This is a genomic window from Vibrio sp. zbq_1, from assembly GCF_043102935.1.
In the GTDB taxonomy this organism is placed as follows: domain Bacteria; phylum Pseudomonadota; class Gammaproteobacteria; order Enterobacterales; family Vibrionaceae; genus Vibrio; species Vibrio parahaemolyticus.
Window position 1 is genome coordinate 1 of sequence record NZ_JBICJH010000031.1, and the last position, 22,960, is coordinate 22,960.

19 protein-coding genes and 1 tRNA gene are annotated in these 22,960 nt (G+C 44.8%); 10 read left to right on the forward strand and 10 right to left on the reverse strand.

Features of this window, described 5'->3' with window-relative positions:
• Positions 1 to 196 precede the first annotated feature (196 nt).
• Positions 197 to 997 carry a hypothetical protein gene (locus tag ACF8CV_RS13925; RefSeq protein WP_138938501.1) on the forward strand — a complete coding sequence of 267 codons (801 nt, stop codon included), beginning with the start codon at positions 197 to 199 and terminating at the stop codon, positions 995 to 997.
• A gap of 19 nt (positions 998 to 1,016) precedes the next feature.
• On the opposite strand, the gene ACF8CV_RS13930 is transcribed toward ACF8CV_RS13925, so the two are convergent.
• From ACF8CV_RS13930 to pepA, 5 genes are all read right to left on the reverse strand, one after another.
• Positions 1,017 to 1,922: a bifunctional helix-turn-helix transcriptional regulator/GNAT family N-acetyltransferase gene (locus ACF8CV_RS13930; RefSeq protein WP_025521009.1), complete on the reverse strand. Its 906-nt coding sequence runs from the start codon at positions 1,920 to 1,922 to the stop codon at positions 1,017 to 1,019.
• Between the two features lie 110 nt (positions 1,923 to 2,032).
• The gene (locus ACF8CV_RS13935) at positions 2,033 to 2,437 is read right to left on the reverse strand and encodes a DUF2061 domain-containing protein (protein WP_015297309.1); all 405 of its coding nucleotides are present in this window, start codon (positions 2,435 to 2,437) and stop codon (positions 2,033 to 2,035) included.
• 212 nt (positions 2,438 to 2,649) lie between these two features.
• The gene (locus ACF8CV_RS13940) at positions 2,650 to 5,508 is read right to left on the reverse strand and encodes a valine--tRNA ligase (protein WP_005478852.1); all 2,859 of its coding nucleotides are present in this window, start codon (positions 5,506 to 5,508) and stop codon (positions 2,650 to 2,652) included.
• Between the two features lie 94 nt (positions 5,509 to 5,602).
• Entirely contained in the window at positions 5,603 to 6,052 is a 450-nt protein-coding gene (locus ACF8CV_RS13945) for a DNA polymerase III subunit chi (RefSeq protein WP_021484725.1), read from the reverse strand.
• A gap of 114 nt (positions 6,053 to 6,166) precedes the next feature.
• Positions 6,167 to 7,675, reverse strand: a complete 1,509-nt coding sequence (pepA, locus tag ACF8CV_RS13950) for a leucyl aminopeptidase (RefSeq protein ID WP_005461107.1) — start codon at positions 7,673 to 7,675, stop codon at positions 6,167 to 6,169.
• 201 nt (positions 7,676 to 7,876) lie between these two features.
• Here pepA and lptF point away from each other — a divergent pair, with 201 nt between their 5' ends.
• Together lptF and lptG are read left to right on the forward strand one after the other, a co-directional pair.
• Positions 7,877 to 8,977, forward strand: a complete 1,101-nt coding sequence (gene lptF, locus ACF8CV_RS13955; RefSeq protein WP_005461105.1) for an LPS export ABC transporter permease LptF — start codon at positions 7,877 to 7,879, stop codon at positions 8,975 to 8,977.
• A gap of 3 nt (positions 8,978 to 8,980) precedes the next feature.
• A complete protein-coding gene (lptG, locus tag ACF8CV_RS13960; protein WP_005461103.1) occupies positions 8,981 to 10,051 on the forward strand; it encodes an LPS export ABC transporter permease LptG in 1,071 nt (356 codons plus the stop codon).
• Between the two features lie 49 nt (positions 10,052 to 10,100).
• Here lptG and ACF8CV_RS13965 read toward each other — a convergent pair whose 3' ends face one another.
• Together ACF8CV_RS13965 and ACF8CV_RS13970 are read right to left on the reverse strand one after the other, a co-directional pair.
• Entirely contained in the window at positions 10,101 to 10,580 is a 480-nt protein-coding gene (locus tag ACF8CV_RS13965) for an RDD family protein (protein WP_005461101.1), read from the reverse strand.
• A 181-nt stretch (positions 10,581 to 10,761) separates the two neighbouring features.
• Positions 10,762 to 12,030, reverse strand: a complete 1,269-nt coding sequence (locus ACF8CV_RS13970) for a DUF2254 domain-containing protein (protein WP_025505157.1) — start codon at positions 12,028 to 12,030, stop codon at positions 10,762 to 10,764.
• A gap of 303 nt (positions 12,031 to 12,333) precedes the next feature.
• On the opposite strand from ACF8CV_RS13970, the gene ACF8CV_RS13975 reads away from it, so the two are divergent.
• Positions 12,334 to 12,999 (forward strand): SDR family oxidoreductase, encoded by a 666-nt coding sequence (locus ACF8CV_RS13975; RefSeq protein ID WP_029803447.1) that lies wholly within the window; start codon positions 12,334 to 12,336, stop codon positions 12,997 to 12,999.
• 189 nt (positions 13,000 to 13,188) lie between these two features.
• Positions 13,189 to 13,273: transfer RNA gene (locus ACF8CV_RS13980), tRNA-Leu, on the forward strand.
• Positions 13,274 to 13,771: 498 nt separating this feature from the next.
• Here the strand turns inward: ACF8CV_RS13980 and ACF8CV_RS13985 are convergent.
• Positions 13,772 to 15,220: a hypothetical protein gene (locus ACF8CV_RS13985; protein WP_392416988.1), complete on the reverse strand. Its 1,449-nt coding sequence runs from the start codon at positions 15,218 to 15,220 to the stop codon at positions 13,772 to 13,774.
• A 210-nt stretch (positions 15,221 to 15,430) separates the two neighbouring features.
• On the opposite strand from ACF8CV_RS13985, the gene ACF8CV_RS13990 reads away from it, so the two are divergent.
• Positions 15,431 to 15,991 (forward strand): hypothetical protein, encoded by a 561-nt coding sequence (locus tag ACF8CV_RS13990; protein WP_392416990.1) that lies wholly within the window; start codon positions 15,431 to 15,433, stop codon positions 15,989 to 15,991.
• Positions 15,992 to 16,504: 513 nt separating this feature from the next.
• Here ACF8CV_RS13990 and ACF8CV_RS13995 read toward each other — a convergent pair.
• Complete coding sequence (locus ACF8CV_RS13995; protein ID WP_392416992.1) at positions 16,505 to 18,058, reverse strand: helix-turn-helix domain-containing protein; 1,554 nt, start codon at positions 18,056 to 18,058, stop codon at positions 16,505 to 16,507.
• Positions 18,059 to 18,480: 422 nt separating this feature from the next.
• On the opposite strand from ACF8CV_RS13995, the gene ACF8CV_RS14000 reads away from it, so the two are divergent.
• From ACF8CV_RS14000 to ACF8CV_RS14015, 4 genes are all read left to right on the forward strand, one after another.
• Positions 18,481 to 19,716 (forward strand): tyrosine-type recombinase/integrase, encoded by a 1,236-nt coding sequence (locus ACF8CV_RS14000; RefSeq protein ID WP_392416995.1) that lies wholly within the window; start codon positions 18,481 to 18,483, stop codon positions 19,714 to 19,716.
• A 102-nt stretch (positions 19,717 to 19,818) separates the two neighbouring features.
• Positions 19,819 to 20,202 (forward strand): hypothetical protein, encoded by a 384-nt coding sequence (locus tag ACF8CV_RS14005; RefSeq protein WP_392416998.1) that lies wholly within the window; start codon positions 19,819 to 19,821, stop codon positions 20,200 to 20,202.
• A gap of 44 nt (positions 20,203 to 20,246) precedes the next feature.
• Complete coding sequence (locus ACF8CV_RS14010; protein WP_392417001.1) at positions 20,247 to 20,747, forward strand: hypothetical protein; 501 nt, start codon at positions 20,247 to 20,249, stop codon at positions 20,745 to 20,747.
• Positions 20,748 to 20,847: 100 nt separating this feature from the next.
• Positions 20,848 to 21,279, forward strand: coding sequence for a DUF2787 domain-containing protein (locus ACF8CV_RS14015; RefSeq protein WP_392417004.1), 432 nt, complete (start codon positions 20,848 to 20,850; stop codon positions 21,277 to 21,279).
• Positions 21,280 to 21,961: 682 nt separating this feature from the next.
• Here ACF8CV_RS14015 and ACF8CV_RS14020 read toward each other — a convergent pair.
• Positions 21,962 to 22,867 (reverse strand): YafY family protein, encoded by a 906-nt coding sequence (locus tag ACF8CV_RS14020; RefSeq protein ID WP_080102011.1) that lies wholly within the window; start codon positions 22,865 to 22,867, stop codon positions 21,962 to 21,964.
• Positions 22,868 to 22,960 lie beyond the last annotated feature (93 nt).

The following is a 22,960-nucleotide window of genomic DNA, read 5'->3' on the forward strand; positions in this document are numbered from 1 at the left end:
GGAGAGGCGAAGATGCGCTTTACTCTGACGAAGATGATGAAGACGAGTAATTTAATGTTTTCGAAAAACCAGCGTTTATCGCTGGTTTTTTTATGCCTAGAAAATGACAACGCTGGGTAACGATAAACAATTCACGTTGAGTTTATGGGGGATTTCTCCCTATAATGCGTTAAAATTGATCTAGCTCAAGGTAAATATGCAACTCTCACTCGCCGGATTATGGCAAGTCTCTCCACTGACGGACCTTTCTATCCCACAGGATGACATCACTTTCCCTGCTCCTCTGAGTCAGGTGCTGCCCGCTGAATTGACGGAAGCGGCCATTCGCCAACAAGAATGGCACTTGATGCACGACATTGAGGTGGATGAATCCATGATGGCGTTCCCGGCGGTTGAAATGGTGCTGGGTGGTGTGGACTACCATGCTGAGGTGCGTTTGAATGGCGTTGCACTGTTTGACTGCGATGGCTCTCAGAATGTCTACAAGAAAGGCATTCGCCCTTACATGCAAATGGGGCGTAACCGCTTTGAAATCTTGTTCTTAGAGGAAGACGAAGATCTTCTGTTTGATGAAGATAAGCCTGAGCTGTGTTCGCTGTCCGATCATGAATATAGAAAAAGCGATGACCGCTTAGGCGTGTGGCAAGTGCCTTACCTGCAGTTTATTCGCAACGTACGTTTAGAGCGTGTCGCGACCGAACAAATCTGGCACCACGGTGGTGGTTGTGAGTTTAAAGTGGATCTTTACTATCAGACTTTTGTGCCGGGTTTGGTCTCGGCATCAGTGAAGTTTGATGGTATGACTTACCATATTCCAATTGATGTGCGCGCCGATCATGCCAGTGCGTTATTTCAGATCGAAGCGCCTAAATACGCTGATTTGAATGACCCCGATCCGAAAGATCTCTACCAACTTGCGGTGGAGTTAGATGGGCAGCGCCAAGCATTTTCTGTTGCGCTTAGCCAAGAGCTTTGCGTTACCCATGTTGTGCTTTAACTCTTAGTAATGCTCTTTATTACAGTGTTTTAAGCATCACTACTTCACATGCATCATGCCCTGTTTGTCCAAGCGGGGCATGTAAATGCTCAAAGCCTAACTTCTCATACAAACCTATCGCTTCTTTTAAGCACTCTGTCGTTTCCAAATAACACTTTTGATAGCCAAGTTGCTTCGCCAGTTGCAAACTCATCGCGACGATACGTTTTGCCAAGCCGTGTCCACGAGTTTGGGGTAAAAAGTACATTTTCTGTAGTTCGCACACGTTAGGTTCGCCTGCTAGTGGAGCAAAACCACCACCACCGACGATGACGCCATTGTGCTCAATCACCCAATAAGCGGCACCTTGTTGGTTATACACCGAATACATGTCATCAAGTGTTGGGTCTGCGACGCCGTACCCTTTGTCTGCGGTTAGACCATATTCCGCGGAAACCTGACGAATCACGTCGGCGACTTGTGGGTTATCGGCCTTGCTGAGTGGGCGAAGAACAAATTGGTTTGCTTGGCATACTTTGGTTAAGCCTTTTAGATACACTTCAAGCCCTTGTTTGAGCTGTTGCTGCTCGTTTTCGTCCAGATGGGATAGCAATGATTCGAAGAAAGTATTTTGTTGTTGGTCGAGTTGAGATAGCGCGTGTTGGCCTTGCTCGGTCAAAGCTATGAACTGGCTGCGCTTGTCTTTTGGATTTTCGATGCTCTCAACTAGGCTCTGCTTGATGAGAGCTGTTACGGTGCGGCTGGCATTGGATTTATCTACGTTAAGCTGCTGCGCCAGTTGATTGATAGTCAGTGGCTGTAATTGGATCTCGCCCAAGGCATGAGCTTGTACTGGGGTGAGGGTAACCTCGCCACATTGTTTATCAAGCATACCTAACAAGCGGACGGTCTGTCGGGAGTAATGTCTGAGCTGACGAGGATTCATCTTAAGTTACCTATAATAAGTTGCGCACCGCAATTAATTTAATTGCGGTGCGCAACGTTGTCAATGATGAATCGGTTTGAGCTCGCTGTTGCTTCGGTTTCGACCCGCTCTTAAGCGTGTTTGTGGAAGCAAAAATGCGGCGCTGAGCTCTGATCAGACGATTTACGTAACCAAACTTTTTCGTGGAAGTAGTAGGCTACGGTATTTAATGATGGCTCTAGCATTGCCATAACGCCACCGATAAATGCATCACCCGTTAACAAGTAAACCACCGTAAACGCTACGCTAAAGTGTACCGTTGCGAAACTCGCGGTTTTTAGCTTGGTCATGAATTGACGAGCTTTTAAAGCGGGAACACTTGCCCAAGCTTTTTCATGAAAGTAAAAAGCGACGGTGTTTACTGATGGCTCAATCATGGCAATTAAACTACCAATTAGAATGTCGCCAGTAAGCACGTAAGCGACACTAAATGCGATAGTAAAATGCAGCGTTGCGAATGTTAGTGTCTTTTTCATGATAATTACTCAATCGTGTTTGTTTCGATGAATACATTATCGATAATACTTCTCATTAACGCCAATGGGTGGTGGATATTAATTTGATAGGTAAAAACTATCGATAGGAGGATTTTTACTGAATGGACTGATAAAAAAAAAGGTTGGCCATGATGACCAACCTTTCTGATTTTAAGAGCAGAAGCGTTTCGCTTCTAGTCCAACGCTAACGATTAAAGAGCTGCGATGGTTTTCTTTTGCTCTTCCAGCTTCGCTAGTGTTTCTTTGTAGCCTTCAAGCTTCTCACGCTCTTTAGCAACAACGGCTTCAGGTGCTTTCGCTACGAAGCCTTCATTACCTAGTTTGCCTTCGATACGCTTGATTTCGCCGTGAGTTTTCTTGATTTCGCCATCAAGACGAGCAAGTTCTGCGTCTTTGTCGATCAGACCCGCCATTGGGATCATCAGCTCAGACTTAGCAACTAATGCTGTTGCACACGCTGGCGTTTCTTCGTCAGCTGCAAGCACGCGTACAGATTCAAGCTTCGCTAGAGACATCAGTACTTGTTTGTTTGCTTCTAGACGCGCTGCATCTTCTGCGTTTGCTGCTTTCAACATAACGTCAAGCGGCTTACCTGGGTTGATGTCGTATTCAGCACGTAGGTTACGGATGCTAGTGATGAACGCTTTCACCCATTCGATATCGTCTAGCGCTTCTTGGTTGAAGTTTGCTTCGTCGAATTGAGGCAGTGCTTGCAGCATGATTGTCTCGCCTTCTACACCTTCAACTAGTGGCTTGATGCTTTGCCAGATAGTTTCAGTGATGTAAGGAATCACTGGGTGAGCCAGACGTAGCGTCTTCTCAAGAACTGTGATTAGTGTACGGCGAGTACCACGCTGTTGCGCTTCTGTACCTTTCCATAGAACTGGTTTAGTTAGCTCTAGGTACCAGTCACAGAATTGGTTCCAGATGAATTCGTACAGCGTGTTAGACGCCATATCTAGACGGAAGTTGTCGATATGGTTGTTGAACGCTTTTGCTGCGAGCTCAAACTGAGACTCGATCCACTTGTCCGCTAGTGAGTATTCAATCTCACCACCGTTGAAGCCACAATCTTGCTCTTCTGTGTTCATCATTACGTAACGGCTTGCGTTCCATAGTTTGTTACAGAAGTTGCGGTAACCTTCAAGGCGCTTCATATCCCAGTTGATATCGCGACCTGTTGATGCCATTGCTGCAAGCGTGAAACGCAGTGCGTCTGTACCGTATGCTTCGATACCGTTTTCAAACGTCTTACGAGTATTCTTCTCGATCTTCTTCGCTAGCTGAGGCTGCATCATGTTGCCAGTGCGCTTCTCTACTAGAGACTCTAGGTCGATACCATCGATCATGTCGATTGGGTCAAGCACGTTACCTTTCGACTTAGACATCTTGTCACCGTTTTCGTCACGAATTAGGCCGGTAACGTAAACCGTTTTAAATGGTACTTGTGGCTTGCCGTTTTCGTCTTTCACGAAGTGCATGGTCATCATGATCATGCGCGCAACCCAGAAGAAGATGATGTCGAAACCAGTTACTAGTACGTCTGAAGGGTGGAATACTTTCAGATCGTCAGTTTGCTCTGGCCAACCTTGAGTGCCGAACGTCCATAATGCAGAAGAGAACCAGGTATCCAGTACGTCTTCGTCTTGGTGCAGTTCAATGACTGACTCTAGGTTGTTGTTCTTGCGAACTTCTTCTTCAGTGCGACCTACGTAAACATTGCCTTGGTTGTCGTACCAAGCAGGGATGCGGTGACCCCACCATAGCTGACGAGAGATACACCAGTCTTGAACGTCACGCATCCAAGAGAAGTACATGTTTTCGTACTGCTTAGGAACGAATTGGATGTCGCCGTTTTCTACTGCTTCAACTGCTGTTTTCGCTAGAGGCGCAGTACGTACGTACCATTGGTCAGTTAGCATTGGTTCGATAACCACGCCACCACGGTCGCCGTAAGGAACTTGTAGATCGTGATCTTTCACTTCTTCAAGCAGGCCTAGCTCGTCAAACTCAGCAACGATAGCTTTACGTGCAGCAAAACGTTCCATGCCGTGGTACTTAGCAGGAAGTTCTGTTGAGTAAGCGTCGCTTGGCTCGCCGTTTGTGTTGAATACTTCAGCCGCACCGCGAATGTTTGCGTCAAACGTCAGAATGTTGATCATTGGTAGCTGGTGGCGCTTACCAACTTCGTAGTCGTTGAAGTCGTGCGCAGGTGTGATTTTCACACAGCCAGTACCTTTTTCCATATCAGCGTGCTCATCGCCCACGATTGGGATGCGACGGTCAACGATAGGAAGGATGATTTCTTTACCGATAAGATCTTTGTAACGTGGATCTTCAGGGTTAACCGCAACACCAGTATCGCCTAGCATGGTCTCTGGACGAGTGGTCGCAACAACGATGTAGTCTTTGCCATCTGCTGTTTTAACGCCATCTGCTAGCGGGTAGCGGAAGTGCCACATGTGGCCTTTAGTGTCTTTGTTCTCTACTTCTAGATCTGAGATAGCGGTGTGTAGCTTTGGATCCCAGTTAACTAGGCGCTTACCGCGGTAGATTAGGTCATCTTCGTATAGACGAACGAAAACTTCTTGAACGGCGTTAGACAGACCATCGTCCATCGTGAAGCGTTCACGATCCCAGTCTACCGATGCGCCAAGACGACGAAGCTGCTTAGTGATTGTGCCGCCTGATTCGCCTTTCCATTCCCAGATTTTGTCGATGAAAGCATCACGACCGTAATCGTGCTTAGTTTTGCCTTCTTCTGCTGCGATCTTACGCTCAACAACCATCTGAGTAGCGATACCTGCGTGGTCAGTACCTACTTGCCAAAGGGTGTTTTTACCCTTCATACGTTCACAACGGATAAGCGTATCCATGATCGTATCTTGGAACGCGTGGCCCATATGTAGGCTACCAGTGACGTTCGGTGGCGGGATCATGATGCTGTATGATTCTTTAGTAGTGTCACCGTGTGGCTTAAAGTAGCCTTTCTCTTCCCAAGTCTGATACAGAGCTTGTTCGATTGAAGTTGGGTTGTATGTCTTTTCCATAGCGCTCTTTAAATGGATACGTTGATGGTTGAATCTTAGTCAATCTCTATAAGTGAACTCTCTAAAGAGAGAGCTTAACTATAAGGATTGACCGCTAAGGATATTGAATTTCGATCGTTTGCAGCTGGTAGCCTGCTTGTCGGTAAATTTTATATCTTTCCCTTGCGAGCTGTTTAGCTTTTTCTTCGCAAGGCACGAAGTCTACCACTTGAGCAAACTTGTTCGCAAAGGTTGTCTCATTTTCCGCCAAATTAATTACCAGTTGACGATTCCAAGATGGTTTCACGCCATCGTGGCCGATTTCAATATTGGTGGCGTATTTCGGTCCTTCGCCAACGAGATTATGTGCCATGAACTGGTCTGCATCAATTTGCCAGAAAGCTTCAGCAAGCTGTTCGGCATGCGGTTTATCTTGGCAGTTTAGGTACACTTTAGCGCCTTGGCGTGCGAAATGCTGCGCCAAAAAAACGATGTACTCTTCAAAGCCAGCCGCCGTTGCTTGCGGGCTCTCTTCGTTAATGATGTAGAAGGTCGCAGTTTGCATCATTCTCTCACTTGCCTTGGTCTCATCCTAAGACCATCTTAAAGCCCATTTTCAATGAAGAAAATCGGGGTAATAAAAAAGGGCCTTGCGGCCCTTTTCGATTTAGTTCAGAAATTACTCTTCTGTCTCTTGGCCGCTGCGGTTCAAAAGGAATTGGACAAGCATTGAGACAGGGCGGCCCGTTGAGCCTTTCGCTGCGCCTGACTTCCACGCAGTTCCTGCGATATCAATGTGTGCCCAGTTGTACTTTTTCGCAAACTTAGACAGGAAACAACCCGCAGTGATAGTGCCACCAGGGCGACCACCAATGTTTGCCATATCAGCAAATGGGCTCTTCAACTGTTCGTGGTATTCATCCGCCATTGGTAGACGCCACGCGCGGTCACTTGATTGCTCAGAAGCGTTTACAAGTTCGTGCGCCAGTGGGTTGTGGTTCGATAGAACGCCGCTGATGTGGTGACCAAGTGCGATAACACAAGCGCCTGTTAGCGTTGCTACGTCAACAACACAGTCTGGTTCGAAACGCTCTACGTAGGTCAGTGCATCACACAGAACCAAACGGCCCTCTGCGTCAGTATTTAGTACTTCAACAGTTTGACCTGACATTGTGGTCAGGATGTCACCTGGACGGTAAGCGTTGCTGCCTGGCATGTTTTCACAGCCTGCTAGAACACCAATTACATTGATTGGTAGGTTTAGCTTCGCTAGCGCTTTCATTGTACCGAATACCGATGCCGCACCACACATGTCGTACTTCATCTCATCCATACCTTCGCCCGGTTTCAATGAGATACCGCCTGAATCGAAGGTTAGACCTTTACCTACAAGCACGATAGGTTTTGCATCTGAGTCAGGGTTACCCTTGTACTCGATGATAGACATCATAGATTCGTTCTTCGAACCACGACCTACCGCTAGGTAAGATGTCATGCCCAGTTTTTCCATCTCTTGCTCACCGATGATCTTGGTGGTTACGCTTTCGTAATCGTCCGCTAGACGACGAGCTTGAGAGGCAAGGTAAGCTGGGTTGGCTACGTTTGGTGGCATGTTGCCAAGGTCTTTCGATGCTTTTACACCAGACGCAATGGCTAGACCGTGGGTGATTGCTTTTTCACCTAGGCTCAATTCACGACGCGTTGGTACGTTGAAAACAAGTTTACGCAGTGGGCGGCGAGTTTCAGGTTTAACGCTCTTGAATTGGTTGAATGTGTATAGACCATCTTTCGTCGCTTCTACTGCCTGGCGAACTTTCCAGTAAGTATCGCGACCTTTAACGTGCAGTTCTGTTAGGAAACATACGGCTTCCATTGAACCTGTTTCGTTAAGTGTGCTGATCGTCTTTTGAATGATTTCCTTGTACTGGCGCTCGCCAAGCTCACGTTCCTTACCGCAACCGACAAGTAAAACGCGCTCTGACAAAACACCTGGTACTTGATGCAGTAGCAGCATCTGACCAGGTTTACCCTCTAGATCACCACGGCGAAGTAGTGAACTGATGTAACCGTCACTGATTTTATCAAGTTGCTCGGCTACTGGAGAAAGGCGACGTGGTTCAAACACACCAACAACGATACATGCGCTACGTTGTTTCTCTGGACTGCCACTTTTAACACTGAACTCCATGCGTACTCCTACATCCTGAAGACAAATTGCTCTAAATGTTAGATAATGATCGCTTACTTGTTGAATTTTAGCTCCGAGCTTACATTTAGAGCTGATTTAAGCGACTAACATTTAGTTTATAATTTTTAAAAAAATAAATGGTTCAACGGGAAACTATAGTGATTCGACCAAAAAAACAAGTTTTGTATAGGTAATTTCAGCGTGATTATTGTTAGATATTTGATCCGCGAAACACTCAAGAGTCAATTTGCGATTTTTTTCGTACTTTTTTTGGTGTTTGTGAGCCAGAAGTTCATCAGTGTTCTCGCTGATGCTTCTGACGGGGATATTCCTGCTGGATTGATTTTCTCTATTGTTGGTTTGAACATGCCAGCAATGGGTTTATTGATGCTGCCATTGAGTTTGTACATCGGCATATTGATCACTTTTGGTCGTCTCTATGCAGAAAGCGAAATTGTCGTGATGAATGCGACGGGGATCGGCAACAAGTTCCTAGTGCAAGCTGCACTTTACTTGGCGTTGATCACCTCTGGTGTGGCTGCGTTTAATGCACTTTGGTTATCACCTTGGTCTCAAGACCGAGTGGAACACCTTTACGAACAAGTCGCGGCGGAAAACAGCGTCGACTTACTTAAAAAGGGTCAGTTCCAAGGTACACCAGACGGTTCATCCGTGGTATTCATTGACGATATTAAGGACAGCACGCTTAGTAACGTGTTTGTCGCGCAAATGCGTCCACGAGATTCGGTTCTACCTAGCGTGATGTTCTCTTCTTCTGGTGAAGTAAAAGAACTATCAGATGGCCGTCAAGTTATTACGATGCAAGAAGGTACACGCTATGAAGGTGTGCCAACTCGCGTGGAGTATATGATCACCAAATTTGATGAATACGAAGGGGTGATCGGGCAGCGTGAAGTCAAACAGAAAGGTCGTGACTGGGAAGCTTACCCAACGGCGGATTTGATTGGTCATCCGGATCCTGAAGCGCAAGCGGAGCTGCAATGGCGTATTTCTCTGTTTGTATGTATTCCATTGCTCACGATGCTTGTGATTCCTTTGTCTGCGGTGAACCCTCGTCAAGGGCGCTTTGCCAAAATGGGCCCGGCGATTCTGATTTACTTGGCATACTTCCTTGCGATTAGTGCGACAAAATCGGCATTGGAAGATGGTGCGATTCCTGCGGCGATTGGCATGTGGCCTATTAATGCGATGTTGCTGATTGTCGCGATCATGGCCAATATGATGGACAGTGTTCCAGCTCGACGAATGAAAGAAAAATTCCGTAAGAAGAGGCTCGCGTAAGCTGTGTTCAAAATCTTAGACCTTTACATCGGTAGAACCATCATCTCTACCACAGCCTTGGTTCTGGCAACGTTTGTTGGCCTATCGGGTATCATCAAATACGTGGAACAGCTACGAAAAGTGGGGCGTGGTGTGTATGACCTGACGCACGCTTTGTATTTCGTTTTGTTGAGCGTGCCTCGTGACGTTGAAATGTTTTTCCCAATGGCAGCATTGCTGGGTGCGCTGATCGGTTTGGGTATGCTGGCGTCGAGCTCTGAGCTTGTGGTCATGCAAGCGGCGGGTTTCTCCAAGCTGGATATCGGTTTGTCCGTGCTAAAAACGGCCGTTCCATTGATGCTTATCGTGATGACTTTAGGCCAATGGGGTGCTCCAGAAGCTCAGAAAATGGCGCGTGATCTGCGATCTTTTGCATTGTCTGGCGGCAGCATCGTTTCGGTTCGTGCTGGGGTTTGGGCTCGTGATGCCAACGACTTCATCTTTATCGGTAAAGTGGAAGATGACAAGTTGTATGCGTTGAACATGTGGCGCTTTGATGATGACAAGAACTTAGAAAAAGTTATCTTCGCTGAAGAAGTGGATTACCAACAAGATAACAATTGGTTGATGCGTGACGTGCAAATCACCAACATGCAAGACGAAAACGTGATTTCCAAACAAGAGATGGATCAAATGGAATGGCACACTTCGTTGGCTCCTGACAAGCTAGCCGTGGTGACAGTAAAACCAGAAGAGCTCTCTCTGAGCGGTTTGTATGATTACGTGACGTATTTGAAAGCATCAGAGCAAGATGCTTCACGTTACGAACTCGCATTTTGGCGTAAGCTGACGCAGCCTTTGTCGATTGCCGTAATGATGTTGATGGCATTGTCTTTCGTCTTTGGTCCGTTGCGAAGTGTAACAATGGGGGCGAGAGTTTTATCTGGCGTTGTGGCTGGTTTCACTTTCTATATCTCCAGCGAGTTCTTCGGGCCATTGACTCTGGTGTATGGCATACCGCCGATATTTGGTGCCTTAGCCCCGAGCTTAGCTTTTTTGGCGATTGCGGTAGCGTTGCTGAGAAGAAAGCTATAATCAAAGAAAAAGGAAGGTGCTATGCCTTCCTTTTTTGTTTCTCTGCGATTTATTTTGCTTTTGGCAAAACCACCACTTCAGTTTTTGCCCAGATATCGTGGAAACCACGTTTTTGCGGGTCAATTGGCACGGTTAAGTTCGCAAGACCAAAGCCTGATGTCGCAAGGCGGATTAATGCTTGAGTCGCCGTAATTGGAGCGCCGTCTTTCGCGTTTCGAATTTGCATTTTCCAAGCGCGCATGCCTAGGGTTTGACCTGCTCGCGTCCAGAAAAAGACGAAGAAGTAAATCCAGACTACCGCCAGATAAAGTGTGAATATCGGACTCAACACCGGGTGTTTCCCTAACATATCTGCGGCATCCACATATTCTCCGTAGCTCAGCAAGCCTGCTGCATTCAAAGCAAACACCACTGCTATTACGACACCCGCCGCCATCATCTCAATGGCTAAGACAATTAGAGTGTCATAAAACAAAGCGGCCAATCGACGGAAAAATCCCGCTGGTGGAAGAGTTGTAGAAGTAGTCATAATTCCATCACTTACCTTAAAAATTGTGCGTCAGGATATAGATTCCGTCAGTCTGTGAAAAGAGAGCTGACGCACAGACTCTCCAATTACGACCAAATCTAAGAGCTTTTCACGAAGGATGATGGCTGCGCATACGCATGTTTGAGGCGTGTGCTTAAAACGATGCTGATTGAATGAATCGTCAACACCGTGTTTTTGGGTCAGTTACCTGGTTCGAAAGTTGCGCAAGTTGATGCTTTTCATCTTCAGTAAAATGTTGGGTCAACGCGAGTTCTAATGCTTTCTCTGAAAGCTTGGTTGCTGGAGCGCTAAACAGCTTGGGATACATACTAGACAGGGCTAGTAATGCCTTTTGCAGGCGAACCTGAACTTGCAGTTGAGCTGCCCCATCATGCGCTATCGGCAAAAAGACATCATCGAATAAATCTTGGCAGTTTAACGAGGGCACAAACAATCTTGGGAAGCGAGTTTTGGTCGGCTGTTGGCTAATAAGTTCTCCCCAAAGTGAAAGCGCCCGAATCGAACGTCCCAGAACATCAATCGCAGTACCATTATCATTAACGGCAGGAGAGAGGGCCCTAGAGGCTATTTCTGCAAGTACAACTAAGCCAAAGCGAGGATCTTGGTCATAGGATCGCTCAGTTCGGATCGTGAACGCTGCCGTTACCTCACTTTCTTCTGTTAATTCGCCACAGACCCAAGCCAATGGTTGACCAAGATAAACAAAACTCCCTGGCTGCCTCTCAATATAGATAGTGGATTGAGAGGCTTTAGCAACACTATCTAGGTGGTGCATATCAATATGTTGTAAGTAACCAATTTCTTTGCTGACAATCGGTTTGCTTCCTCTCGGTTTGTGCTCTGGATGACTCCAAGGAAATGCACCCAGCCAAGGCTCACAGCCTCGTTTTCGAATCGCACTTAATAGCGCTTGTTCCACATTTGAGGTGGTTTCCGAGACTCTACCAAGTACAGATAGGTGCTGAATCCAGCGAAGTAGAGTCAGGATGATCATAATGATCACCACCATGGTTACGATGAACAAATAGATCTGTGCCTGCTCGTGATAGGCGCCAATACCAAGTGCGATGATGCCTACCAAACTAAACAAGAATGAGCCAAGAAAAGTCGCCAGAGCATTTTGCGTTGTGCTGTCTTCCATCAATAGCTTAGTAGCTCTAGGAGTGACCCCTGCACTGGCCGCGCTGTACGCTGAAACCATAATGTTGAGTGAAAACGTCGTCACCGCCAGCATCGACGTCGCGAGAATATTCAATATGTTATTCAGCAGCTCATTACTGACATTGATGGTGGGAGGCAGGGTAATGAATTTATTTAAAACAATAGAGATCAGGGCGGTTACAACAGCAAGTAAGGCGAAAAGTGATGTACGAACCCACAGTTTGCGTGTCATTTGTTTAAGCAGCCACTGCCATTTGGAGCCGGTCATTCTCATGTGCCTCTTATCTTTAGTGAGAAAGTCGATAGGAAATTCAAAACGTTATTCTTTGTTTAAGCATAGGTGAAATTTCCGGTTTCTCTTTGTGCTTGATGGGCTTCGTGATCAAGGTACAGGTATCCGAACCATTGGATAGTTTTGAAAACTATTGGGCATATTTAGAAGTTAACGAGCGTTAAAATCAGAAAGTCATGCTGCTTCAAAGAATGGCGTTCGTAAGATGTGAATCAGCCTATATTCCGTTACCTTAATTGGTACACACATTAGAAAGCATTTTTACGAACGAGGTAGAAAATGATTGTAATCACAGGTGCAAGTAGCGGCTTAGGGGCGGAGTTGGCCAAGCTTTATGATGCGGAAGGGAAAGCCACTTATCTGAATGGCCGAAGTGAGAGTAAGCTCTCTACAGTCACAAACCGCTTATCGAACAATGTTGGCTATCGAGCTTGTGATCTCGCATCCCATCAAGAAGTGGAACAATTGTTTGAACAGTTAGATTCTATTCCGAGCACGGTGGTTCACAGTGCAGGCAGTGGGTACTTTGGGTTGTTAGAAGAGCAAGATCCAGAGCAGATTCAAACCTTAATAGAGAATAATCTCAGCTCAGCGATTAACGTGCTTCGTGAGTTGGTTAAGCGATACAAGGATCAGCCTGTTAATATAGTGATGATCATGTCTACTGCGGCTCAGCAGCCCAAAGCTCAAGAATCCACATATTGCGCTGTGAAATGGGCAGTCAAAGGATTGATTGAATCGGTTCGTCTGGAGTTGAAGGGTAAGCCAATGAAGATTATTGCCGTGTATCCGGGAGGAATGGCGACGGAGTTTTGGGAAACCAGTGGTAAGAGCTTGGATACGAGTAGCTTTATGAGCGCAGAAGAAGCAGCATTAATGATACATGGCGCACTCGCTAACATTGGCAACGGCTACGTTTCTGATATTACAGTGAATCGACTGTAAATCTTTTCTAAACAAGAGAATTTTACGCGGTTTTTTGTGAAGATGAATTTGATTTTCTTCTCTGAGCTTAGCTTCGTCACACTTTGTGGCGAAATTATCAGCAAACGATAGTTATTTAAGGTTTTTCTGCTTGCGCAGGTCAAAAGCTTCCGTATAATGCCAACCATCAAAGGGCAATAGCCCAGAGATGCCGGTGTGGTGAAATTGGTATACACGACGGATTCAAAATCCGTTGCCTTCGGGCGTGGCGGTTCGAGTCCGCCTACCGGCACCATACATAGAAAGGTCGCTTTTATAGCGGCCTTTCGTCGTTTTAGGCGTTTGTAAATATTCGATTTTTCAGGTGCTTACCTCAGTTTTCCTTTCTTGTTATCAACGCTTTTCTCGCTCCAATAGGCTCTCTTTATACGCCTTAAAATTTCGCCCATGGTCCATATATGGTTCATCGCATGACGATTCTGTGCGCAAGGGAATCCTAGTAAATCCAACAAATGCAAACTTCTGTAATCTCGCAAGCCAGTATTAGCAAGGGCTTCGAGCGAGAAGAACCATGGTACGACCATGGTGACTTTACGGTGCTATGAGGTTTTGGTTTTGCCCTTATGGAACAACGGATCGTTTCGATGGATAGTTGAAAAGTCGGTTTGAGGTAGGCGGTTTTGCGGTGTGTGTATTAAGGGCGTTGGGGATATTGACATAAGATATTCACGCACAGGTAGTAATGATAAGAATAAATGGGGACAGGGTAACCGCCCCCATATATGATTAAGGCTTACTGCTCGCAATTATCACCTGTCTTAGCTACCCAAGTTGCTCCGTTGTCATAAGAGCACTGTTCAGCGTAAGTACCGTTTGTGTATATGAGAGTACGAGACCAATGACCTGCATTGTTGTGAGAGGTTGTGCGTTGTGATAATTCTGATGTCGGTTCGTATTCCGCAAGAATACGTCCCCAAAGGTAAGCACCGTAGTCATTAGTGTCATTAAAGTCAGTACTAATGAAGTTGACGGCATCGAACTCGCTTGCATCTATAGTCGCTGGGTCAACCATGACAAGGTGACCAAGGCCCGTTTCCGTTGTGCTGGCAAAGAAGTGCTGTGAACCTGCGTTACTATTCGGGGTTTGCACACGTGTGGTTAATTGTTGTTTTACAGTATCTTTAAGCGTTGACCAGTCTTCGTTTATACAGTTATTTGCTTCTTTTGCGGTTGAGCTAAACACATTCAGGACACCGTATGCGGTATCAGTTGTTTGCTCAATCCACTCCATCGCAGAGCAGTCATTTGCATTTAGATTGTCATTAAACGAGATGGTCCATTCGTAGGTGATATCGTCCAAATTAATACGATAGCCTGAATTGTATTCAACAGTCTTTAATACTGTATTTAGATTGTCAGTCACGGCTTCAGTTGTCGTTGACCAGCCTTCAGCCTCACCTAAATTTAGATATGTTTGTTTGTACCACCCATCAGCGAAATGAGTTCGTTCATCCCAGTCACTCTTAAAGTACTCCACCCATGCAGCAACGGCATTAGGGTTATTAGCTTCAATAGCCACGGTATCTGCGTATGAGGCTTTCATGGATGGGACTAGTGCAGCAGCTATAGCATGAAGGCTGGTATCACCTGTTTTGATATAGTCACCATAAAGCTCATCAACGGTCACGTTATAGCGTTGTGCAACACGGAACTCCTGTTCTTCTAAACGGTCTTTGATGCGTTCACGCGTATCAAAACTTGCTTTTACATTGTCACACGTCAGTTTTTCACCATCAGCATGCAGCTCTTTCTGAATAGTTCCCCAAACAACAGTAGTTAGAGGAGTAGTGTTCTTGATTTCCTGATCGGATGCTATCGCAAATGCTGGTGGGTAAGTCATTTGGTAAGCTTCTGTGACTTCACCGTAGTCAGAGTCGATAGCGCCTACAGGAACATCGACAACTAACGGTACGTATTCAGAGCATTCTGCATAAGATCCTGTTGTCAGTAGTTCCCATGAACCATCTTCACCCGTAACGACGCTAGGCTCACCAGTGTTTAATTTGCCATTATAGTTGACGTCTAAAAATACTGTTGCACCAGTTAAGTACCCGTCGATAGCTGTACCTTTTAGGTTTTTTGAGCTAGGTGATGAACCACTCGAAGAACTTCCACCACCGCCGCAAGCTGCGAGACCAATAGAAACCGATGTTACAAGAAGGATTTTATTTATATTTTTCATTTTGATTTTTTATTTCAATGATTTAGATAGCCAATGGCGAAGGGTAATATATGAGGCTTATTTCATTCTGTGATCTTTGTTGAGTAATCGCTTTTTAATGGGATTGTTCACTTGTGTACATGAGTTCTTTCTTTAGACACAATTTATTGCTATCGATATGCAACTGTGTAATCTTCTTTATAGTGGTGAACAAATGGAGCTTGGCCAACTATGAAGATGATTTTCGTCGATGCTGAAAATGTAGGACTGAAGGAGCTAGAAAAAATTAACGCTTCTGTTGTTGATAAAGTCTTTGTTTTTTCTAAGTCAGGTGCAGTCAAACTTGTATGTGAAAAGTCGTTGTACCTGTTCTTATCTGACTACCCGACAGGTCAGAACCAAGCCGATTTCTATATCATTGCATATCTTTCTAGGGTACTACTTGCTTTAGATAAAAAGCAGTTGGGCTCTGTTCATTTTGAGCTATACAGTAACGATGAAAGTTTAATTTCAGCATTTGAGTTTCAGTGCAAGCAATTAGGCGCACCTTTTCAAAGCATCAGGACTAGAGAGAATACCGTTGTTCCAATTGTTAAGCCACAACAGACACCCCAAAAATCTCCTGAAGACAAGCTTCTTCATGCTTTGAAGTCTCCTCGTGCTTTAGATCCTAGCTTTCAAAAGCAGCTAGGGCTATCAAAGTCAGATTTTACCAAGGCAATCAATGAGCTTTCCAAAAATAACCAAATCAAGCGTAGTCCTCAGTCCAAGAAAAAATGGGTTAGGTGTTAGTACGCTGACTTACCGACCTCATTAAAGTGTAATAAATGGCGTATTCTCCATCGCTATTACTAACCATCAGTGTGTGAATATCGCTGTCCTAAGCTCATTCGGTGGCTACTAGAGTACCTTCTGGTGGTAATTGTGCGGGATTAGTGTCTCGGCTCTCGGTGTGCTCTGAACTATATGCTTGTGCTGGAGTTCCTATGCGAGAGATAGGGACTCGCTTTGCTTCGGGTGTCTGTGATTTGGTGATTGTGCGAATGTTGCGAAATGAACTGAGAGCTAGGGTTGTGATAGGATCTTGATATTAAATATATAATAACCAGTACAACAGCTTGCCGTAGGCCGCTGTTGTACTGGTTATTATTAATGGTATGTTCTTGAGTCTGGCTGTGAATTTCAAAACATTATTGATGTAGAAAGTGCTTGATCAGTATGGACTTTTAAGCGGATATCCAACTCCATGAGTCTGTTCTCAGAGTGATAAGCACGCGTGAAGTTGCGTGCTTATAGTTTTCGCCTCTACCCTAGAACCTCGACGTCGCTGAACATGTAGCCGTGTTCTAGTAGTGATTGCTTCGCTGACTCTTTGATATCGACATCAATATGAGTGAGTAATTCTTCTGCTGCTAGTTTGGGTTGTATTGTTAAGATTTGTTGGTCGCAAATACTAGCTTCTTGTAGAAGAACCAGATCATTATTATTTAACGAATATATCAAAGTCTTTCCTTTGGTTTCTCTTTCTTTAGAGAAGACTAATTGACCACCTATTTGAACGGGATGGATGATTGGCTCTGGCGTTAGATCATTGAGCATTTCTTTGAGTCCGTTTAATAGCTCTAATTCATGTTTTTCCCCATTTAAAGCTATTGGTAGTTTGTCACATTTCAAAATGCTGTCTGCAAATACCGCTAGGTTGCTCAGACGAGCGTCTTGTACACCAAGTTCTTTACCAGATGCTAGAGCTTCACAAGTCTTTTGACGGAATACTTTGCCGCTATCCAGCGTGGAACTGAGTTCCAGTTCTTTCTCTTTGAGTTTGAAAAGAGCGGAGTAGCGTTCTTGCTGTTCTTCGATGAACTTTTCAAAGTTACCCTGAAGCTTTTTAGCAGAATCAATTGCGAACTCTATATCTTCAAATTCGATAAAACCTTCTGGTTTTTTAATCGAGTCAGAGTAATACATATTCTGACCATCTAGTCGCATTGTGCCGTACTTAGGGCCAAATTGACTGTCATCGAGAAATTGGGCAACTCTCTCCATAGTACCCACAAGTTCGTTTAAGGGATGCGAAAAATACGAGCCTGTATAGTAAAAGTCTTGCATGGCGGATTCTAAACTTTGGAGGAGTTCTTGCTTGAGCTTTTCAAAACTTCCATCTTGCCCGTGATGAAAAGCAATGTTTCTTTGGAAACTAGACGAAACAGAATACTCAATCGTACTTTTAAAAATATCTTTATTCTTCTGCTCACGATGATTTTTGCTTTCTATCTGTTCCTCTGCCCCCTGAATCGCCTTTTTAAGCTGTTCGAGTACGGATTGCATAGTATTTTGGTAACTTGAAGGTAATACGCCAAATGGTTTTACATATGGAGATATTTGACCAAGCAAGTGCTCTGGGCGTTTTTGAGAATTAATATCTAAATCAACCTCTTTACAAACGTATGCGTGATGTTGGTCTGTGATAATCATATTTAATGATTCTAATGAATCTACACTGTAGAACTTCTCTCGCAGCTCTAAGGAAAGTGAAGGTAGCTCTCGTACAAAGCCTTTAAGCTGATTAACTAGGAACTGGTCTAAATCTTCTTTAGCTAAAGCTAAACGCACGCATTTGGAAACCTGGAATGTTTCCGCTTTATGGTTTGGTAAGCGGAGGTTTAATAATGCTCTTAGTTTTTGAAGATTTTCACTACCCGCTTTTTCTCCATTTTCCCATCCATTAATTCTGGACTGGTTGACCCCACATCTTCGGGCTATTTCTGACCTAGGGATATTCAAAGATACCAGTTGCTCGACAATGCTTTTAGCGCAGTCCTTATCAAGCTTTTGATTGTGGGTTATTGATTCTGACATAGGCACCTCTTTTTGGGTTAAGTTTGAAATGACTATAAATGCATATAAGAATGAAATAAAAGGAAAATTTACGGAAGTGTGATTTTGTAATTAACTGAAATTAAAAGGTAATTATTATTTTTAAAGAAATTAATAAAGAAATCTTGGGTGTTTTTAAGGTGTTTTTGGCTGAAAGATACCTTGCCATTCGTTACTTTTGGGAGATTTTTTACATGAGAGGAGAGTCATTGAGCTTAAGTGTCATTCTGCGTAAATTTTACATAAATAAACATTTCTGGTTAATTGGTATATTTGGGTTTTTATTTGCTTGTGCGGAATTTTCGCGTAATTTTCGTCATTTCTCCAACCGTATCGCGTTGCCGTAACAAACAATCATTCAAACACATATTAACTAATTGAATATCTAGTTAATGGAGGTTTGAATGAGTAAATCACAGCGACTCACCACCACTTTCCTCAACAACCTTAAACCCAATCCGGCTAGCGCTAAATCCACCGATTACGAAGTCAATTTATCCGCTATGAAAGATAGCGGTTTGCCTACTGGCGTTCGTTGCTTAGTGGGTAAGTCTGGTGGGAAACGCTTCCTGCTGCGTTATACCAGTCCGGTAACAGGTAAGAAGGCATCTATTGGTCTTGGTAAGCACCCTGAAACCGACCTCGCCACATTGCGCAAAACAGCCAAAGAGTATCGCCAGCAAATTATTGAAGGCGTTGATCCCAAGCTTGAACGTGACAATCAGACTACCGAGAAGACAATGACTCTGGAACGGTTCTTTGATGAAGTGTACCTGCCGCTGGCTAAACAGAAACGCAGTTGGAAGGATGACGCAGCCCGATTTCGTTTAGCAAAGTCGATACATCACATATCGATTCATGACTTAACCGCCGCCGATATCATCAAAGTCCAAATGGAGATGCAAAACGCCGTTACGATTAAAGGCAAACCTTATGCTCCCGCTTCGATAAACCGTGTTCTAGCCCTATTGAAAACTATTAATCGTCAGGCATACAAGTTGATGGACGCGCCGCTTATCGCGGACAAGGTGAGCTTGTTAAAAGAAGATAACGTTCGCACTGGCTACTTATCGGAAGCGCAGTTAAAGGAGTTCATCGGTCACGCTCTGAACCATGAAGATAAGAGTATTGGCGCGTACCTAGTTCTGTTGTTTTTGACTGGCGCGAGGGATAAGGAACTGCGTTTACGCTTGAAATCGGATGTGAATTGGGAGGAAAAAACACTCACTATTCCGCATACGAAAAACGGTACTAGTCACGTTTTATTCCTAAGTGATTACATGCTTGATATTTTGAGGTCGGTGCCTCATGTGGCGAATAATCCGTATCTCTTTCCTGGACGCAAAAAGGGTAAACCAGTAGGGCAACCTAGACATGCTTTCAAGGCTATCAAAGCCAAGATGGGACTGCCCGACATACCCGGTGATAAAGCGAACCTAACCCTACATTCAGCTCGTCATACGGTTGGGAGTTTGTTAGCTAGCCAAGGAGTCTCGTTACACGACATAGCCAAGCAGTTAAATCACGCTGACCTGTCATCAACAAGGCGCTACTCAAAATTGACTGTAGGGCGTCGGAGGGAGATTGGCTCTCGTTTATCGGATATGGTGACTGCAAAGCCAGAGATACGTTGGGAATGAAGAAGTTAGGTTTAACCAGTTAATTTAGAAATGACATTAGAAAAGCCCCTGTTTAGCGATGAGCTAAACAGGGGCTTTTTCATTATTAAACGGAGATTAGAAATGAAAACAGTAAACAAGTTTGAAGACATTCAATCATTGCCAATGCCTGATGGTGTGAAAGCAAAACTGCTCGAACATTTGACAGAGCCATTCGGTGATGAAGAAAGCACCAAAGCATTCTGGGATGAGGTCGGTACGACCTTGTACTTGATTGAGGAGTCCGATACCGACGAAACCTTGAGTGAAGAATCTGAGGAAGACCAACACTTCCTTCGCTTTGTTACTAATTACCCAGAATGGGTGCTGTTATTAAACGATGATGACTGTCCTTGGCTTATAGCGGTCGCCATAGTGACCATGGAAGGTGGTGGTGTGTACTGTTGCGCTCCTATGAACAGTCCAACGTTCCCTGTCGCCAAGCTCGCTGACCAAGCTGAATCTTAAAACCAAATTAAACCTGAACAATTCCATCTTAAAGGAGGTGTCCTATGGCACGTAAATCAAACCAACAACAAGAAACTGTTCAACCTGAAATTGTAGAGGGTAATGAACAAGTCACGGTCACTGACGATAATCCAGTTGACCATTTCACTCATATCGTGCGCAAGGGCAAAGCGAAAAAGCTATCACCGAAAACCGAGAATCATGTGTTCTATGAAATCGCCATTCATGATGAAGACAACGAGCTCTATATTCGCATGTCGGGCAATGAAGGTGGCGGTCTACACAGCAAGGAATGGATCCCGCTTAAAGATATCACCGCTGTTCTGGATGTGCAGGGTGATAAGCCGTTTAAGAGTTCTGTGATGAAGTGCGTGTTTTCTGGACAGTCAGCGAACAACGCTGGTTTTATGGCTGCTTGCTGCAGGGGGCTTGGTCTTATCATCCAGTCGGATAAATCGGTGTTTCTCCACGTTCTAGCACCAGACTACGTGACGATTCGAGAGGAAATCCTGTCTCTAGTGGACTCTGAACCCAAAGCTGAATAACCCCAAAACCACATCAATTCTTACCCACCAAGCCAACTCTGGCTTTCATACCGAGCACTTAACAAGAGTGCTTCCCTAACAAACTAAAAGAGATTTTATTATGAACTTAACTTTTGACGTTGAGCGATTACTGCTGCCTGTCAGTGTCGATCTTCAAGATGCTTTAAACCGAGTGATTAGCGAATCAGGTAAATGGACACCCATGATCCAATCGGTGGTGATGAACTTCCGAGATTCATCCTACAGTTCGGAAAACGGCGGTTGGCACCCTGTTGAAATCAGGCTTGTTCGCCTCTACGACCAGTGGATCTTTGATTACATCACTGACTTTGCGTATTGCGGTGGTCCTTATCCCGAACTAGTTAAAGAAGTGGATTTTAACTTCTCATCTGGAACAGCGAGTTTTTCCTATGTTCCAGAACTGCCGATAACAAGTAGTGAGGTAATGGAGTTCTACTCGATGTGGGAATCTAACTTTCTCAGCTACGTCGAAATGGGCGTGTTCGATGAGATAAAAGTCACGGTGGATTAGTCCATCGGCAACAAACCAAGTAGAAAGCACCATGTATGTACCATAAAATAGTCGACTCACTTCCTAGTGAAACTAAGGCTTCCCATTGCTCCATGTTAATCATGGCGTGATGGGAAGCCTTTTTCATTGGGGCAAGTTTTAGCAACGTTTACCCAATCCGTTGCCTTCGGGATTCAGAGGGGATGAAGTTGCTGGATTGCAATGAAGGGTAGAAACACCAAGGAAGGGAGTCTTAATTTTAACGAGTTTGGTTGGTTTACACTGGTGTTTTGTTATTAAAAGCTCCCATTGCTATGTCGAAGCAATGGGAGCAGTAAGGGGCGGGAAGCCTATAGAAAATACCGAGAGAATGATTTGTCTGATGCTATCTCTGCTACTAGGGGTAAAGGCTAGCCCTTATTATGCAACGAGAGGTGCCCTTAGTAATTTGTTAGTGGCTTGGCGTGAAAACTTGGTCATTTTCAACGTTACTATGCGCTGTAATCGGTAATCCACGATTCCCACACATTAATCTCAAACCCGTTGAGTTAAAAAGGAAATTGTCACCGGGATCTATAGTGACAAGTTCATGGGTAGGACGGTCTGTAGCAGCGTAGTGAAACGACATTATGTCGGGGTTCTTTGTTGACTTGGTGCTGTGCTTCTAGAGAGAACGCTAGGGCGTCATTTATTAACGTGGCAACTACTTGTAACGATCCAATGTGGCGTGGAGATCGCGTATCAGTTCAAGCTTGAGACTGACTGGGGAGAGAACCTCGACTTGAGGGATCCAGGACTTCAACAAGGGCAAGATATCGCTCAATCTTGATACTCGACTGCTAACTAGCAAACTACCGTCACTCAGTTCTTTCAATAGCTGCTGGTGGGGGAGAATCGTCCGTTCAAGAAAGCGAGGGGCTACTTCCCTATCAACCTGTACAAGCACCTCAGCATCATCCGGAGTTAGCCACTCCATCCCCTGTTTATGTATTTCCTCGTGGACCTTTTGATTCGGTTTGTATTTATCTTCCCGGCGGTGAATCCGTGAAATATTCGGTAATCGGTACGAATGTAACTGGTCACAGTGGGTCGCAGCGAGGAACCAGATACCACGGTCATTCACCAAGCGATAGGGATGGACAGATTCGAACGTTTTGCCATTGTACGTAAGGTCAATCACAGAGTGAGTGGTAATAACTTCGGTCAACTGCCTAAACTGCGCATCGAACTTCTCGATAGGTTCGGAGCGTGGATTCTTAAACAGAACGGGAGTGTGACCGTTGAACTTGTAGTGATTAGGTAGTAGCGCAGACAAACCCGTATCGTGCAGTACCTTGTTGGTATTCGCATTACCATTATTTCGAGTTACTGGATCTAACCGATAACCCTCATTGGTGCGGATAATCGGAGCGTTGACGAGCCTTTCATTGAAATCGCGTCTCAGGGTTTTCTCGCTTACCTGATAATCCGCTACCAACTGCTCAGGGGAGAGCACCTCTCCCATAAACAATCTCGTCAATATGTCACCTAGCCTTAATGCTAGCTTTTCACTCTTATCGCTCATGCTACTAGCGTACGGTTTCCTCCGGACAGGTTGAGGGCAAAACATTTTTAAATGTTTCAAACCGTCGCGCACTGAGATTTGGCATAGCTTTCATCGGATAAGGCAGGGCAATAACGATGACTATTTTCACACTCATTC

What these genes read in the sequence shown, in the direction of transcription:
- ACF8CV_RS13975 (WP_029803447.1), top strand. Translation starts at nt 12,334, where the DNA reads ATGATTGTAATCACAGGTGCAAGTAGCGGCTTAGGGGCGGAGTTGGCC.
- ACF8CV_RS14000 (WP_392416995.1), top strand. Translation starts at nt 18,481, where the DNA reads ATGAGTAAATCACAGCGACTCACCACCACTTTCCTCAACAACCTTAAA.
- ACF8CV_RS13935 (WP_015297309.1), bottom strand. Translation starts at nt 2,437, where the DNA reads ATGAAAAAGACACTAACATTCGCAACGCTGCATTTTACTATCGCATTT.
- ACF8CV_RS14020 (WP_080102011.1), bottom strand. Translation starts at nt 22,867, where the DNA reads ATGTTTTGCCCTCAACCTGTCCGGAGGAAACCGTACGCTAGTAGCATG.
- ACF8CV_RS13990 (WP_392416990.1), top strand. Translation starts at nt 15,431, where the DNA reads ATGAAGATGATTTTCGTCGATGCTGAAAATGTAGGACTGAAGGAGCTA.
- ACF8CV_RS13985 (WP_392416988.1), bottom strand. Translation starts at nt 15,220, where the DNA reads ATGAAAAATATAAATAAAATCCTTCTTGTAACATCGGTTTCTATTGGT.
- ACF8CV_RS13965 (WP_005461101.1), bottom strand. Translation starts at nt 10,580, where the DNA reads ATGACTACTTCTACAACTCTTCCACCAGCGGGATTTTTCCGTCGATTG.
- ACF8CV_RS13945 (WP_021484725.1), bottom strand. Translation starts at nt 6,052, where the DNA reads ATGCAAACTGCGACCTTCTACATCATTAACGAAGAGAGCCCGCAAGCA.
- ACF8CV_RS13995 (WP_392416992.1), bottom strand. Translation starts at nt 18,058, where the DNA reads ATGTCAGAATCAATAACCCACAATCAAAAGCTTGATAAGGACTGCGCT.
- ACF8CV_RS13930 (WP_025521009.1), bottom strand. Translation starts at nt 1,922, where the DNA reads ATGAATCCTCGTCAGCTCAGACATTACTCCCGACAGACCGTCCGCTTG.
- ACF8CV_RS14010 (WP_392417001.1), top strand. Translation starts at nt 20,247, where the DNA reads ATGGCACGTAAATCAAACCAACAACAAGAAACTGTTCAACCTGAAATT.
- ACF8CV_RS13970 (WP_025505157.1), bottom strand. Translation starts at nt 12,030, where the DNA reads ATGACCGGCTCCAAATGGCAGTGGCTGCTTAAACAAATGACACGCAAA.
- ACF8CV_RS13925 (WP_138938501.1), top strand. Translation starts at nt 197, where the DNA reads ATGCAACTCTCACTCGCCGGATTATGGCAAGTCTCTCCACTGACGGAC.
- pepA (WP_005461107.1), bottom strand. Translation starts at nt 7,675, where the DNA reads ATGGAGTTCAGTGTTAAAAGTGGCAGTCCAGAGAAACAACGTAGCGCA.
- ACF8CV_RS14005 (WP_392416998.1), top strand. Translation starts at nt 19,819, where the DNA reads ATGAAAACAGTAAACAAGTTTGAAGACATTCAATCATTGCCAATGCCT.
- ACF8CV_RS13940 (WP_005478852.1), bottom strand. Translation starts at nt 5,508, where the DNA reads ATGGAAAAGACATACAACCCAACTTCAATCGAACAAGCTCTGTATCAG.
- ACF8CV_RS14015 (WP_392417004.1), top strand. Translation starts at nt 20,848, where the DNA reads ATGAACTTAACTTTTGACGTTGAGCGATTACTGCTGCCTGTCAGTGTC.